The sequence below is a fragment of the Chitinimonas sp. JJ19 genome, assembly GCF_036961565.1.
Lineage (GTDB): Bacteria > Pseudomonadota > Gammaproteobacteria > Burkholderiales > Chitinimonadaceae > Chitinimonas.
The window spans coordinates 363,000-379,600 of the sequence record NZ_JBAMDD010000001.1 but is presented as its reverse complement, the minus strand read 5'-3'; the positions used below and the strand labels follow the sequence as shown (position 1 = coordinate 379,600).

6 protein-coding genes are annotated in these 16,601 nt (G+C 58.6%); 1 reads left to right on the top strand and 5 read right to left on the bottom strand.

The genetic code is table 11. The features are described 5' to 3' along the window. Positions 1-128: 128 nt before the first annotated feature. Complete coding sequence (locus V7714_RS01675; protein WP_335387521.1) at positions 129-8,231, bottom strand: putative Ig domain-containing protein; 8,103 nt, start codon at positions 8,229-8,231, stop codon at positions 129-131. A gap of 523 nt (positions 8,232-8,754) precedes the next feature. Here V7714_RS01675 and V7714_RS01670 point away from each other — a divergent pair. Beyond that, on the top strand, positions 8,755-9,021 hold the full coding sequence (locus V7714_RS01670; protein WP_335387520.1) for a PhaM family polyhydroxyalkanoate granule multifunctional regulatory protein: 267 nt from the start codon (positions 8,755-8,757) through the stop codon (positions 9,019-9,021). Between the two features lie 13 nt (positions 9,022-9,034). On the opposite strand, the gene V7714_RS01665 is transcribed toward V7714_RS01670, so the two are convergent. The 4 genes from V7714_RS01665 to putA form a co-directional block, all read right to left on the bottom strand. Next, entirely contained in the window at positions 9,035-10,261 is a 1,227-nt protein-coding gene (locus V7714_RS01665) for a multidrug effflux MFS transporter (protein WP_335387519.1), read from the bottom strand. 199 nt (positions 10,262-10,460) lie between these two features. Further along, complete coding sequence (locus V7714_RS01660; RefSeq protein WP_335387518.1) at positions 10,461-11,435, bottom strand: quinone oxidoreductase family protein; 975 nt, start codon at positions 11,433-11,435, stop codon at positions 10,461-10,463. A 58-nt stretch (positions 11,436-11,493) separates the two neighbouring features. Continuing rightward, positions 11,494-12,891 (bottom strand): methyl-accepting chemotaxis protein, encoded by a 1,398-nt coding sequence (locus V7714_RS01655; protein WP_335387517.1) that lies wholly within the window; start codon positions 12,889-12,891, stop codon positions 11,494-11,496. Positions 12,892-13,264: 373 nt separating this feature from the next. After that, positions 13,265-16,378, bottom strand: a complete 3,114-nt coding sequence (gene putA, locus V7714_RS01650; RefSeq protein WP_335387516.1) for a bifunctional proline dehydrogenase/L-glutamate gamma-semialdehyde dehydrogenase PutA — start codon at positions 16,376-16,378, stop codon at positions 13,265-13,267. Positions 16,379-16,601: the final 223 nt, after the last annotated feature.

The following is a 16,601-nucleotide window of genomic DNA, read 5'->3' as shown; positions in this document are numbered from 1 at the left end:
AAAATTCACTGCCGATGGCAATCAGTAAATTACTGATTTTTATTAGATTACTCTCAAACTCGCACCAGCCTTGGCAAAAACAAACGGGCCGCTCTCACGGCCCGTCCTTGTCGCACCAATACAACTTACTAGCGCGGCTTGGTCAGAAGCGGGGTATAGATCTCCTGGGTTGGCATACTCGCCGCCAGATTACCCATGCTGCTCGGTGCAAAGCTCGCCATGGCGTCAACCAGCGAGCTGACTTGCTGGGCAACACCCGCATCGCTACGGCCAACTATCTCCGTATCGTGCAGCGGCGCCGGGCGCTGGAAGTCCCGGCCATCCACACCTGCCGATGGCAGTACGATAGGCCCGAACGATTCGACCGGTTGCGCCTGTGTCCTCGCCGATAGCTTGGCAGCAGGCAGCAAGGCTTCCAGCTGGCTGGCCGTCAGCACTTGGCCGTCGTCGAACAGGAACTGCTCCACGCGGTTGCCCTCGGCAGCAAACCAGCCGCGTATTGTCATACCATCGCCAGACCCGACCAGGCGGACTTCCAGATCGTTGCCAGCGCGGCTCACCTTCAGCTGGTTGGCGGCAATACCAGCGCCAAAGTGGATCGTATCGCTCCCCTCGCCTGCCAGCTCGGTAATGACATCAAAACCATCTCCGCGCAGGAAGCGATAGGTATCGTCGCCCTGCCCCCCTTCCAGCCAGTCTGCCCCTGCACCGCTGATCAGGGTGTCATTGCCAACACCGCCAAACAGCTCGTCACGGCCTGCGCCGCCTTGCAGCAGATCGTGGCCTTCGTCGCCAGTCAGGGTGTCATTACCCAAGCCGCCATCAAGCTGGTCGTTACCCGACCAACCATACAGTTGGTCGTTACCCACCCCACCCAACAGGGTTTCATGACCGCTGCCGCCGTAGAGCTTGTCATTGCCATCGCCGCCGTCCAGCAGGTTGTCACCTTCACCGCCATCCAGCAGGTCGTTGCCGGCATCACCACGCAAGGTATCGTTACCGTCGTTGCCGTACAGCTTGTCGTTACCCGCCATGCCGCTCAGGCTGTCTGCCCCGGCGGTACCCTGCAGATTATCGGCGCCCGTACCACCAGTCAGCACGGTGCCAGCTGGCGCAGTAACAGTCAGGCCCAAGCCCAGTTTTGCACTGGCGCCCGCCGTATCTTGCGCCACGACCACAAGCTGCAACTCGCCCACACTGGCCGCACCAGGGATGCCGGACAGTTTGCGGGTAGCCGCATCAAAGCTTAGCCAGGCCGGCAAGGGGCTGCCGTCTGCCAGGGTAAAGCTCAATGTCAGGCTATCACCTGCCTCGCTATCCACATCGCGGAACATACCTTCCGGCAAATAGAACTCAAACGGCTGACCGACACGCGTGGTTTGCTTTTCCAACGCCCCAACCGCCTCGGGTGCATGGTTGATGGCCCGCACTTGCAGCGCAAAATCAAGATGCGTGCTCAAGTTGCCAGGGTCCGTCGCCGTCACACGCAGCGCCAGCACACCAGCCTGACTATTGACGGGTGTGCCGCTCAGCAAACCCGTAGTGGCATCAAATTTCAGCCAGTCCGGTAGTGCGCTGCCATCGGCCTGCGACACGGTGTACGCCAGCTTGTCGCCATCCGCATCCGCAAACAGGCCAGCAGGAAGCTGCCAGCTAAAGAGGCTCTCGGCTGTCGCCAACTGATCAACGACTTCCCCCGCCACCACAGGCGCCTGGTTAAGCTGGCTGAGGAAATGGCTGAAGGCAAACGTTTCACCCGTGCCATCAAACTGCACGGCGCCTATCAGGCCCTTGCCGATCTTGTCATCCACGCCATGGTAGTAATCCTGCAGCGTCACCGAGTTGGCCACCTTGGACTGATCGTAGTGAACGACCAGACTGTTGCCCACACGCTCCAACCGCAGATGGGCCGGATGGGTGCCAGGGCCAAACCTGAGGACATTCTGCTCACCCGCCGCGCCGGATTCGATCACCGTATCGTGACCCGAACCGGAATACAGCTCATAGGTGTCATCGCCTAGACCGCCGTTCAAGGTGTCGTTACCGGCCTTACCCGCCAGCGTATCGTTGCCGGCATGGCCTTCCAGCGTGTCGTTTGAATTGAAACCAGACAACACATCATTGCCATCGGTGCCGGCAATGGCTGTGCTAAGTGCTTCCAGGCCGAAATGGCTAAGGGTATAGCGCCCGTTATCAAACACCAGCTCGCTGATATAGCCCTTGCCTACGCTATCTTGCGCACTAGTGTAATAGTCCTGCAGCGTCACCGAGTTGGCAGCCTTGGACTGATCGTAATGAACGACCAGATGGTTGCCCACGCGTTCCAGCCTGATCTGGTCAGGACGGATGCCCTGAGCAAACTGGAGAATGTTTTGTTCGCCCTCAACGCCTGACTCGATCACCGTATCATGACCAGCCCAATTACCTAATTCATAAGTATCGTCACCCAAGCCACCTATCAGGGTATCGCGATCCATGCCACCATTGAGTGTGTCATTGCCAAGCTCACCGATCAGAATATCGTTGCCGCTATTCCCATAAAGTGCGTCATTACCGGCATAACCCTCTATCTTGTCGTCAATACTCTCACCCGACAGTTGATCATCACCGGCCGTACCCTTGATTACCGGGTCTAATGCGTTCAGTCCAAAGTCAGCCAGGGTGTAGCGCTCACCATTCTCAAACACCAATTCACTGATGGCACCCTTACCTACCAGGTCATTCATATCCGCATAAAAGCCTTGTACAGTAATCGCATCGGCAGATTTGGACTGCTCAAAATGAACAATCAGATCCAATCCCTTGCGCTCAAGCCTGATATGCGCCGGGCTGATGCCTTCACCGAACTGCAGCACATTCAGCTGCCCCTCAGCACCCGAATCGATCAAGGTATCGCGGGAAAAACCCTTGTTGAACACATAGGTATCGTTACCCTCGCCGCCGTCAAGGTGGTCGTCAGAATCACCACCAATCAGGGTGTCGTTGCCCGCTCCCCCGATCAGGGTATCGCGCTCCGACAAGCCAGACAGCTGGTCGTTACCCGCATTACCCTGCAAGGTATCGCCGTGACGGGTTCCCGATAGATCGTCGTTACCATCGGTCCCCACAATCGGCGTCCGCACTCCTGTCACCTCCACCTGCATAAGCTGCTGCACACTGGCGCCCTGTATATCCGTTGCAGTCACCAAGATATCCAGCATGCCGACAAAATCCCCTGTCGGTATACCCGAGAGTTGGAATCCCGTAGTGCCTTTTGGATCAGATTGACCAAAATTGAGCCAGGAAGGCAGCGTGCTGCCGTCCGCCAGTGTGGCTGTGTAGGTGATCATATCGCCTACATCGATATCGAAAGCGCAGCCTGGCCCATAGCTAGAAAATTCACCAGCGAAGAAAGCCGGGATTGCGGGAAGTACAAATAGGCTTGGGGTATCGTTGATCTCACGACCCTGCAGTTGAAAGCTGGTTTGGGTGCTCAGTCCGCTGCTATCTGTCGCAGTGAGCACTATCGTAAGGTCACCCACCTGGGCTTGGTAAGGATTGCCTCGCAAATACGCCTGGCCAGGCTCGTAAGTCAGCCAAGACGGAAGGGGGCTACCATCAGCCAGCGCAAAGCTATAGCTAAGATAGCTACCGGGCTTGGTGCTGAACAAGCCTTGTGGCACAGCCCAGATAAAGCTGTCACCCTGGTCAATATTGTTGGTATCTACCACCACATCGGCGATGGTGCCGTTCAATTCGGGGGCCTTGGGCAGGAAATCAGCCAGCGTATAGCGCTCGCCTGATTCAAACACCAATGCGCTGATATAAGCCTTGCCTGTACTGTCATCAGCACCGGCATAGTAATCCTGCAGCGTCACCGAGTTGGCCACCTTGGACTGATCGTAGTGAACAACCAGACTGTTGCCCACACGCTCCAACCGCAGGTGGGCCGGATGGGTACCTGGGCCGAACTTGAGGATATTCTGCTCACCCGCCACCCCTGATTCGATCACCGTATCGTGACCAGAACCGGAATACAGCTCATAGGTGTCGTCACCCAGACCACCGTTCAAAGTGTCGTTGCCCGCCTTACCCACCAGCGTATCGTTACCGGCATGGCCTTCCAGCGTGTCGTTCGAATTGAAACCCGACAACACATCATTGCCATCGGTGCCGGCAATGGCTGTGCTGAGTGCTTCCAGACCGAAATGGCTAAGGGTATAGCGCCCAGTATCAAACACCAGCTCGGTGATATAGCCCTTGCCTACGCTATCTTGTGCACTGGTGTAGTAGTCCTGCAGCGTCACCGAGTTGGCAGCCTTGGACTGATCGTAATGAACAATCAGATGGTTATCTACGCGCTCAAGCCGGATTTGATCGGGATTAACGCCCTGAGCAAACTGGAGAATATTCTGCTCACCTTCGGCGCCAGACTCAATCACCGTATCTTCGCCAGTCCAAGCACCCAATTCATAGGTGTCATTACCCAAGCCACCGATCAAGGTATCGCGATCCATGCCGCCATTGAGTGTGTCATTGCCAAGATCGCCAATCAGAATATCGTTGCCGCTACTCCCATAAAGTGCGTCATTACCGTCATAACCCTCTATCTTGTCGTCGTTTAAGCTCCCAGACAACCAATCGTGGTCAGCCGTTCCCTTTATCGCGGGGTCCAGCGCATCCAAACCAAAGTCCGCCAAGGTAAGGCGTTGGCCATTTTCGAACACCAATGCACTGATCGCGCCATTACCCACGCGGTCATTCATATCCGTGTAGAAGCCCTGCACGGTTACCGAATTGGCCGATTTGGACTGCTCGTAATGCACCACCAAATCCAGGCCCTTGCGCTCAAGGCGGATATTCGTTGGGCTGATCCCCAGGCCAAACTGCAGGATATTCTGCTCGCCCGCCCTACCGGTATCGAACAGGGTATCGTGGGATGAATCCCAATTGAGCACATAGGTATCGCTACCCTCGCCACCGTGCAGGTGGTCGTAGTCCTCACCACCGATCAAGGTATCGTTGCCCGCATTGCCTTGCAGAGTATCGCCATGGCGAGTACCCGATAGGTTGTCGTTACCCTCCGTCCCGATAATGGGCGTGCGCACGCCCACCACTTCCAGCTGCATCAATCGCTGCAAACTGGCACCCTGCTTATCGGTCGCGGTCACCACGATATCCAGCATGCCCACGGATTCCACCGCAGGCGTACCATTGAATTGGAACGTCAAGGCATCAGTTTGAGTAAAGCTAAGCCAAGCCGGTAGCGGGCTACCATCGACCAGAGTGGCGGAATAGGTCAATGCATCGCCTTCATCACGATCTCGAAAATAGCCACCATAACCCGTGCCAAAGGGCTCGTTGACAAAGCAAACCGCTGTCAACGATGCGTCGTACGCTGTAGGCGCATCGTTGATATCGCGCCCCTGCAATTGAAAGCTGGTCTGTGTGCTCAGCCCAAGGCTATTCGTCACTGTAAGCACTATCGCCAGATCGCCCACCTGTACATCGTAAGGATTGCCTAGCAAACGGCCTTGGTGTGAATCGTAAGTCAGCCAGGACGGTAGTGGGTTGCCATCAGCCAGCGCAAAGCTATAGCTGAGTGCGGTACCGGGAGCCTTGGTAAACAAGCCTTCTGGCACCACCCAGCTAAAGCTTTGCCCTTCGTTCACATTGTTGGTATCCACCACCACATCAGCAATCGTGCCGGTCAGCACCGGTGCCTGGGGCAGAAAGTCAGCCAGTGTATAGCGCTCGCCCGATTCAAACACCAGTTGGCTGATATAGCCCTTGCCCGAACTATCGTCGGCGCCAGTGTAGTAATCCTGCAGCGTGACCGAGTTGGCCACCTTGGACTGATCGTAGTGAACGACCAGGCTGTTGCCGACACGCTCCAACCGCAGGTTGGCCGGATGAGTGCCGGGGCCGAACTTGAGGATATTCTGCTCACCCGCCACACCGGATTCGATCACCGTATCGTGACCCGAGCCGGAATACAGCTCATAGGTGTCATCACCCAGACCACCGTTCAAGGTGTCGTTACCGGCCTTACCCACCAGCGTATCGTTACCGGCATGGCCTTCCAGCGTGTCATTCGAATTGGAACCCGACAACACATCATTGCCATCGGTGCCTACTGTTGACGTGCTGAGTGCTTCCAGACCGAAATGGCTAAGGGTGTAGCGCCCGGTATCAAACACCAGCTCGCTGATATAGCCCTTGCCTACGCTATCTTGCGCAGTCGTGTAGTAGTCCTGCAGCGTCACTGCGCTGGTTACCTTCGATTGATCGTAATGAACGATCAGATGGTTGCCCACGCGCTCAAGCCTGATTTGATCGGGATTGACGCCCTGAGCAAACTGGAGAACATTCTGTTCGCCTTCGGCGCCAGATTCGATCACCGTATCTTCGCCAGACCATCTTCCTAGCGCATACGTGTCATTTCCCAAGCCACCAATCAAGGTATCGCGATCCATGCCACCATTGAGTGTGTCATTCCCAAGATCACCAATCAGGATATCGTTGCCGTTATTTCCAGAAAGTGAGTCATTACCAGCATAACCCTCTATCGTATCGCCAATAACCGCTCCAGCCAGCAGATCATCACCGGCAGTGCCTTTGACAATCGGGTCCAGCTCATTCAAACCAAAGTCCGCCAAGGTAAGACGCTGGCCATTTTCGAACACCAATGCACTGATCGCGCCATTACCCACGCGGTCACTCATATCGGCGTAAAAGCCCTCCACGACTACCCCATTGGCCAAATGGGACTGCTCGCAACGCACAATCAAATCCAGGCCACTGCGCTCAAGACGGATATGGGCTGCGCTGATTCCTTGACCAAACTGCAAGACATTCTGCTCGCCCGCCACACCGGAATCTGACAAATAATCGAAGTTGTCCCCACCATTAAGCACATAGGTATCGTTACCCTCGCCACCGTATAGATAGTCTACAAATTCACCGCCTATCAAGGTATCGTCGCCCGCATCACCGATCAGAGTATCGAATCCCTCTAAGCCGGAGAGCATATCGTTACCTGCCTGCCCCTGCAGGGTATCGCCATGGCGAGTACCCATCAGTTCGTCGTCACCCTCCGTCCCTAATATCGGAGTGCGAGCGCCTACCACTTCCAGATGCACAGGCATCTGCACGCTGGCTCCGTGCTGGTCGGTCGCAGTCAGCAGAATATCCAGCATGCCCACGGATTCCACCACAGGCGTACCACTGAATAGAAACGTCAGCGCATCAGCTTGAGTTAAACTTAGCCAAGCCGGTAGCGGGCTACCATCAGCTAGAGTGGCGGAAAAAGTCAATGCGTCGCCTTCATCGCGATCTCGGATAAGGCCGCCATGACCCGTGCCAAACGGCTCGTTGACAAAGCAGACTGCTGTAAACGATACGTCGTACGCTTTGGGCGCATCGTTGATATCACGCCCCTGCAATTGGAAGCTGGTCTGTGTACTCAGCCCAGCGCTATTCGTTGCAGTAACTACGATCGCCAGATCACCCACCTGCGCATCGTAGGGATTGCCTAGCAAGCGACCTTGGTGTGAATCGTAAATCAGCCAGGACGGTAGTGGGCTGCCATCAGCCAGCGCAAAGCTATAGCTGAGTGCGCTACCGGGAGCCGTGGTAAACAAGCCTTCTGGTACCACCCAGCTAAAGCTTTGGCCTTCGTTCACATTGTTGGTATCCACCACCACATCAGCAATCGTGCCGGTCAGCACGGGTGCCGTGGGCAAAAAGTCGGCCAGCGTATAGCGCTCGCCGGATTCAAACACCAATGCGCTGATAGCGCCATTGCCGACCTGGTCATTCATATCGGCGTAAAAGCCCTGCACGGTTACCCCATTAGCCGATTTGGACCGTTCATAATGCACGATCAGATCCAGGCCCCTGCGTTCAATGCGGATATGTGCTGGACTGATACCCTGGCCAAATTGCAGGACATTTTGCTGACCCGCCACACCGGAATCGAACAGCGTATCGTAGGATGAGTCCCAATTGAGCACATAGGTATCGTTACCTGCACCACCATACAGGTAGTCCGCTCCCGCACCACCGATCAGGGTATCGTTGCCATCGTCCCCCCTCATCACATCGCTTTCATCGCCGCCCGTCAGGATATCGTCACCTGCGCCACCCAACAGGGGGTCATTATGGCTGCTCGCCAATGCAACAACGGGGTCATCTTGCACACTCAAGGTGCGCTTCGCATGGGAGGAATGGTCTATTTGTTGCTGTGTCATGGTCTTGATCGATATGAAATAGGTTGTTTGAGGTCATTACCCGGCCCTGCAGCAGCGGGGCTCGCGCAATGGCTCAGGAACAATGCAGTACAAAAGCCGGCAGCCTATGCTGGCTAACAGCGTGATGGAGATGGAAGCAGTAACTTACTGAGCAGGTGCGGCAGGGGCATATTGCCCATACCTGCCGCCATCCTGTGGAGAGTGGCTCAAGGCCACGGTGGCGCTCGGCGCGGACGCCGAAGACAAAACATATTCTCCCTACACCCTTACCTGCCCGCCCTGCCTTATCGTTGCTGCAGGGTCTCTCGAACAGGGCCGCGAATATACAAAGTATCCGGGCAGCAGGCAACATACAAACCACTGATTTTGCATAGCACCCACGCCCTAACTGGCTAGGAATGGCGCAGAACTTCAGCCTGTCGTGTTATATGCTTCTGGGCACATCAAGGTGCCTGTAGTCCTTGTCACAGGCTTGGGCAAAATCAGGCCAACACGCCGCTATGCCAAACCAACCGGAGCCCCCATGAGCGAAGCCCATACCCCACCCGACCCGTTTGCCATGTTCAAGCAGTTCTTCAAGCCCATGGAAGGCATGCAGGCCTTCATGCCGCCCATGACAGAGGAGGAATGCGCGCGCAAGATAGCCGAGCTACGCACGGTGGAGCAGTGGCTGGCCATGCAGGTGGGCATGCTACAGATGAGCATCAAGGCATTGGAATTGCAGCAGGCCAGTCTGGCGGCGCTCAAACCACGGGACAAACCCAAGACGGGCGACGAACCGTCGGCCTAGGGCATGTTGCGCATCAACCCACCATCATCTCGGGCGAGGACTTGACTCCCGCCCTTTGCGCCAGCTTCCAGGCCACCAGGCCCAGCAATGAGGCTGCCACAGCGCCCATGGCCAGGCCAGATGGCCGCAGCGACAGCCAAGGCGAGATCGCGCCGGCCACAATGGCGCTGAACGTCAGCTGGATAAAGGCCTGCAACGATGACGCCGTACCTCTTTCCTGTGGGTAGATATCCAGCACCAGCAGCGTCAGTGTAGGGAAAGCCAGTGAGATGCCAGCGCCGTTGATCATGATGGGTATCACCGCCCAAGGCCAGGCAACAGCTGGCGCCAGCAGGCAGTAGACCACATTTCCCAGCCCGGCCAGCAACATCACCGCGTACGCCAGTTTGACGTTTGATTCCGGGGTGTGGCGGCCAGCACGGCGGCCCGACAGATAGGCACCCGTCATCATGCCCATGATGGCCGGCACAAAGAAGTACCCGAAATCAGTGGCACCCAGCTTGAGATGGGTGAGCACAAAGGCGGGTGCCGAGGCGATATAGATGAACAGCGCCGAGAAGTTGAACGAACCGGACAGGCACAGCCACACAAAGCGTGGGTTGCGCAGCATGTCGAGATAGCGGCTGAACAGGGGGATGGGCTCCAGCGGCAGGCGCGCTTCCTTAGGATGGGTCTCTGGTAGCCAGCGCCAGCAGGTGGCCAGCAACACCAGGGCAAACACGGCCAGGAACCAGAAGATAGCCTCCCAGCCGAAACGGGTGCCTATGATGCCGCCTATGATGGGGGCAATAGCCGGCGCCACGCCAAACACCATGGTGATGCGCGACATGACGCGCTGCGCCTCCGGCCCGTGAAAACGATCACGTATGATGGCCCGGCCGACTATCAGGCCCGAGCCCGCCGACACCCCCTGCAAGGCTCGGAAAAACAGCAGTTGCCAGATCGAAGTGGACAAGGCACAGCCTATGGAGGCCAGTACGAACACAGCCACCCCAGCCATGACGACCGAGCGCCGTCCCAACGCATCGGACAGCGGGCCGTGCAGCAAGGACATCAGGGCATAGGCCAGCAGGTAGACGCTGATGGTCTGCTGCATCTGTACCGGGCCGACATGCAGCGCGCTTTGCATCTGCGGGAACATGGGGAACACGGTGTCGATGCTGAACGGGCCGAACATGGCCAGCCCTGCCAATAGCAGCACAAAGCCCGCACGCGACGGTTCGGTATGGGTGGACGACATGGTGAGACAGCCTGGTTGGCAAAGTCAGACAGTGTACCGGCCCTCCGGCACAACAGCCCGGCACAGTTGGCGAGATGCAGAGGAACAGTCGATTGAGCGAGTCATTAAGCACCTCAAGCAACTAGTGCAATCAAGATGCCCGCTACCAAGCAGTAAGCCGTACGGCAGGCGTGCACCTGCACACCTGCTGGTAGCTGGCTCAGGGCAACAATATGGTCGAGCCCACTGTCTTGCGGGCCTCCAGGTCACGGTGGGCCTGTGCGGCATCTGCCAAGGCATAGCGCTGTGCAATCTGGATGCGAACCTGTCCACCCGCCACCACCGCAAACAAGGCTTCGGCGGCGGCCACCAGTTCAGCGCGGGTCGCCGTATAGTGGCCCAGGGTAGGTCGCGTCAGGAACAACGAGCCCTTTTGCGACAGCAGCAAAGGCGCTATGTCGGGCACCGGGCCAGAAGCATTGCCATAGGTCACCATCATGCCTCGTGGTGCCAGGCAATCGAGCGAGCCCATGAAGGTATCCTTGCCCACGCCGTCATACACCACCCGCACGCCCCAACCCTTGGTGGCTGCGCGTGTCGCAGCAACGAAATCCTCGCTGCGATAGTCTATCGCCACATCGCAACCCAGGCTGCCAGCCAAGGCTACCTTGTCCGGCCCGCCTGCCGTGCCAATGACAAAAGCCCCCAGCGCCTTGGCCCACTGGACAGCAATCTGCCCCACACCACCGGCCGCCGCATGAATCAGCACGGCGTCACCCGGCTGCACCGTATAGGTACGGCGTAGCAGGTACTCAGCGGTCAGCCCCTGCAACATCATGGCTGCGGCTGTCTCAAAGCTGATGCTGTCTGGCAGGCGCACCAGCTTGTCGGCCGGCATGATGCGTACACTCGCATAGGCACCCAAGGGGCCGCCCGCGTAGGCAACCCGGTCGCCCACGCTAAGGTAATCCACGCCAGCGCCCAGCGCTTCCACCACGCCCGCCGCTTCCATGCCCAGCCCCGATGGCAGGCTCAGTGGATAAAGGCCTGAGCGGTGGTAGGTATCAATGAAATTGAGGCCGATGGCATGGTGCCTGACCCTGGCCTGACCTGGACCGGGTTCGCCTACGGTCACCTCGGCCAGGCTCAGCACCTCGGGACCGCCTACCTGCTTGAACTGTATTGCGACCGCCATCTTCCACCTCAAAAGCAAAAGGCCCGTGCCTGGGCACGGGCCTGATTGGATAAGCACATCACGTCTTGAAGTAAGCCACCATCTCGCGCAACTCCGCTGCCTGGTCTGTCATGGCAGTCGCCGTGGCAGACAATTCCTCGGCCGCTGCCGCATTGGATTGCATGGAGAGACTGATCTGCGAAATACCCGAATGTATCTGTTCGATACCATTGGTCTGATCGCTGGAGGCCGCCGATATTTCCTGCACCAGCGCGGCCGTGCGCCGTATGCTGGGCACCATCACCACAAACAGCTCACCGGCCTGGTTGGCCAATCCCACGCTTTCATTGGCCAGCTCACCAATCTCACGCGCCGCATTCTGGCTACGTTCGGCCAGCTTGCGCACCTCCTGCGCCACCACAGCAAAGCCCTTGCCATGCTGGCCTGCCCGGGCAGCCTCAATGGCGGCATTCAGCGCCAGCATATTGGTCTGGTAGGCGATCTCGTCTATCACCCCTATCTTCTGGGCAATCTGGTTCATGGCCGTCACCGTGCGCCGCACCGCATCACCACCCGATTCAGCCTGCTCCACGTTCTGCATGGCAATGCCATCCGTAGCCCGGGCATTGTCGGTATTCTGCGCAACCGAGGCAGTCACCTGCTCCATGGAGGCGCTGGTTTCCTCCACACTGGCAGCCTGGCTGCTACTCGACGCCGATAGCGACATGGCCGCGCCGCTGATCTGTGCCGCAGCATCGCTGACCAACTCGGTCGAATTGCGTACCTTGCCTATCACGGTCGCCAGCGTATCGCTCATATGGCTTACCGCAGCGGCCAACTGGCCTATCTCATCACGACTGTTTACCCCCGGATTGGTCTTGAGCTGCCCCTGCGCAATCGCCGACAAGGCGGTATTAACCTTCTGCAAGGGGTGTATGACGTAACGGCGCAAGGTGAACAGCAAGGCCATCACCATGAGGAAATCCAGCACCACGATCTGGCCGATGATGAACAACATGCGGGAATTCAACTGCTCGACGATATCGGCATTCGAGATCACCAGCTCCACCTTGCCCACGGTACGGGTAGCCCCATTGGCGGTATAACGCAGGTCACCCACACGCCGCACATCGTCATCCGCAGGCTTGATGGCCCCCTGCTCTATCTTGCCAGCCATATCGTGCCGCAGGCTCAGGAACACCTTGTCTTCGGCGCTGACAGCAATGCCCCGCACAAAGCCCCGATTGATCTCGGAGCGCACGATGCTTTCCGCCTGGGTCGCATCGAAGTTCCAAACCGCTACCGGCAGGGATAGCGACAGCCTATCCAGTATGCTGGCAATGGCCACCTGCCGCTGCCCCAGCAGTTCCTTGCGGGTTTGCTGGTAGTTGTAGGCACCCGATGCCGCCAGCACCAGCGTGACGATGGCGACAAAGATCAGGTTCAGCTTGAGACTGATGCTTTTGAAATCGAACACGAAGCGGCCCTGAGTAACGACGGATAATGCTTCATCCTAGCCTAAGCACGTTGCCTGCCAAATATAAATGCACGCTGCCCACTAGCTATGCTGCCTGAAACAACGATGCATGCCGGGTTGGCGAGCCGCGACAGCAGAAGAAATAAGGCGCGGGCACGCCCTGATTGATCAACCAGGACGCGCACCACGCCTATTTCCTTATTCGCCTCTAGGGCTTTTCTAACGCTTGGGTACTACGGGTTCGACTATCACTTAGCGCCGCAAACAACACCCAGCGTAGCTGGTTCTGGCTAAGCGTGCGCAGCAGACAATACGTGGCCACGGCAAGCTCGCACAACAACGCCCGAAGGGTTTTGTTCGTGGCACTTAGCTATCAGGCGTGTTCGCCCTCGCCACCTGCCATCAGCTTCACATTACCACCCACCGCTGCCGTATTGATGGTGAGGGTACGTTCACAGGCAAAGCGCAGCAGGTAGTGTGGGCCGCCTGCCTTGAAACCGGTGCCGGAGAGGCCTTCGCCGCCGAAAGGCTGCGAACCGACCACAGCGCCGATCTGGTTGCGGTTGATATAGAGATTGCCCACCTTGGCCAGCTTGCGCACCACATCCACCGTGCTGTCCAGCCGCGTGTGCACGCCCATGGTCAGGCCAAAACCCAGCTTGTTGACGCGATGCACTGCGTCCGCCAACTCTTCACCCTTGAAGCGCGCCACATGCAGTACCGGGCCAAAGGTTTCCACCGTAGGCAGTTGATCCAGCGACACCTCGAAGGCATGCGGTGCAAAGTAGCAACCGCCAGCCAGCTCGGCCGGCAGGGGCGTGGTGGCAATCAATCTGGCCGTACCGGCCAGCTTGTCGCAATAAGCCTTCAGGTCGCGCTGCGACAGGGTATCAATGGTAGGGCCGACATCGGTCGACAGCTGCAGCGGATCACCCATGCGCAGCTCCTGCATGGCCAGACCCAGGCGGCTGATCACCTGATCGGCGATATCGTCCTGCACCAGCAGGATACGCAGTGCTGAGCAGCGCTGGCCGGCCGAATTGAAGGCACTCATCAGTACATCGATGATCAGTTGTTCCACATGGGCAGAGCTGTCGGCAATCATGGCATTGAGGCCGCCGGTCTCGGCAATCAGGCTGGCGATGGAGGAATCCCGACCAGCCAAGGTGCGGTTGATCTTCCAGGCAGCGCCGGTCGAACCAGTAAAGGCCACACCAGCAACACGGTGATCGCCCAGCAGCTTGTCGGACAGGCCGCCCGACTCGCCCGGCAGGTAATGCAACACATTGGCTGGCACGCCGGCATCCAGCAAGGCCTCGATGGCCCGCATGCCGATCAGTGGCGTGCGGCGCGAAGGCTTGGCGATAACGGTGTTGCCTGCAGCCAGCGCGGCCGTCACCTGGCCCAGGAAGATGGCCAGCGGGAAGTTCCAGGGAGCAATGGCAATAAAGGGGCCGCGGCCGGTCAGGCGCAGCTCGTTCGATTCACCCGTCACGCCCGGCAGCGCAATCGCAGTACCCATCAGGCGGCGCGCCTCGTGGGCGTAGAAGCGGCAGTAGTCCACCGCCTCGCGCAATTCGCCCAGGGCATCGGGCAGGGTCTTGCCTGCCTCACGGCTCAGCAACCAGAGGAACTCATCCTGCCGGGCCTCCAACAGGTCGGCTGCCTTATCCATCAGGCTTGCACGGCTGGCTGCCGTGGTGGCGGCCCACTCATCCTGGGCCGCATCGGCCAGGTTCAAGGCCTGCTCGACCGCAGCAGCATCGCTCGCTACCAGCGTGCCTATCTGACGCTTCAGGTCTATCGGGCTGAACCGGGCCTGAGCAGTGCCCTGGCGGCGTTCGCCACCGACAATGGCGGCAGCGGTGAACGACTGGGTTTCCAATGCAGCCAAGCGTTGGCGCAGCGGTTCGAGGGCGACGATATCGGTCATGGCAAATCCTTGGCTGTTGCGGCGGGGGGCAAAGACTTCGCTGGGTGCCTTTACACCAGGCGTTACGGGCTGGCGGGCAACGGTCTGAGCCGGGTTGTCGGCTATGCTTTCCAGCGGCACGCGGGTATCGGCCAACTGGTGCACGAAAGAGGAATTGGCGCCGTTTTCCAGCAGGCGGCGCACCAGGTAAGGCAGCAGCGCATGGAAGCGGCCTACCGGCGCGTACACCCGGCTGGCCACCCCTTCGCGCTCATGCAACTGGGTGTGCAGGGCCTCACCCATGCCATGCAAACGCTGTATCTCGAACTGCCGCGTGGTATTGCGGGTCGCCTCCATGATCCATGACAAGGTCTGGGCATTGTGGCTGGCAAACTGCGGATAGAAGCGCTCGGGGCCGTGCTTGAGCAGCTTACGGGCACAGGCCAGGTAAGCCACATCGGTATGGTGCTTGCGGGTATAGACCGGGTAGCCAGGCAGGCCATTTTGCTGGGCACGCTTGATCTCGCTATCCCAATAAGCGCCCTTTACCAGGCGGATGGGCAATACCCTGCCGGTATCAGCCGCCAACTCGGCCAGCCAGTCTATGACAAAAGGTGCGCGCTTCTGGTAGGCCTGCACCACTAGGCCCAGACCACGCCAGTCCTTCAGGCTGGGTTCGCGCAGCAGGCGCTCATACAGCCATAGCGATATCTCCAGCCGCTCGCTTTCCTCGGCATCGATGCTGAATACCAGATCAGCCTTGGCGGCCGCCTGGGCCAGGTCCAGCAGCCGGCCGTACAGCTCGTTCTGCACCCTGTCCAGCTGGGCAAACTCGTACCGGGGATGAATGGCTGACAGCTTGACCGAGATCGATTGCCGGGCAAAGCCGGTCTCGGGATCGTTGCGGCGCCCCAGGGCAGCAATGGCCTCATGGTAGGCCTTGAAATAGGCTTCCGCATCGGCATTGGTCAGCGCGGCTTCGCCCAGCATGTCGTAGGAATAGCGCCAGCGCTTGTCGGCGTTATCCAGTGCCTCATCTATGGTCTCGCCCACCACAAAGTGGTTGGCCATGACCTTCATGCCAGCCTTCATGGCGCTGCGCAGCACAGGCTCGCCCATCTTGCGCAACAACCGGTCAAACCAATGGCGGCCCTCGCTGGCCTCGATCCAGCTGTCGGTAAACAGCAGCGCCCGGCTGGCGGCGCTCACCAACCAGGTCGCCGTTTGCGAGCGACGCCAGTCGCGGCTTTCCAGCAAGTCGCGTATCAGCACGTCCTGGGTATTGGTATCCGGTATGCGCAGCAGGGCTTCTGCCAGCGCCATCAGCGCCACGCCCTCTTCACTGCCCAGGCCATAGCTCTGCAAGAAAGCCTCGAAATGATTCTTGCTCACCGCCTGGCGTACACCCTGGGCCAGCGACAGGGTGCGCACATGCACCGCCTTTTCACCCTGCTCATCCAGCCGCGCCAAGGGCAGCAGGCTGTTGATGGCCTCGGCCTCGTCGCGGAACAGATTGTCGCGTATGCCAGCGAAGCTGGGCAGGCTCTGGGGAAGATCGGAATAAAGTGGGGTCATGGAAACGGAACCTGTCTGCCTTTGAAAAGACCCGCGCACCGTGGTCTCGGTACGCGGGTCGGCTTGGGCACGGGCGGAGACCGGTGGGTCTCGCGTTCTTGTGGATACGCTGCCTGTCCCTGCTACCCCTCGCTGGCTGGCAAGGGGCAAGAAGAACGAAGCGCATCGTACTGAGCTACCGACCAAATGTGCCACTATTTTTAATGCATAAATCCGCATAAAA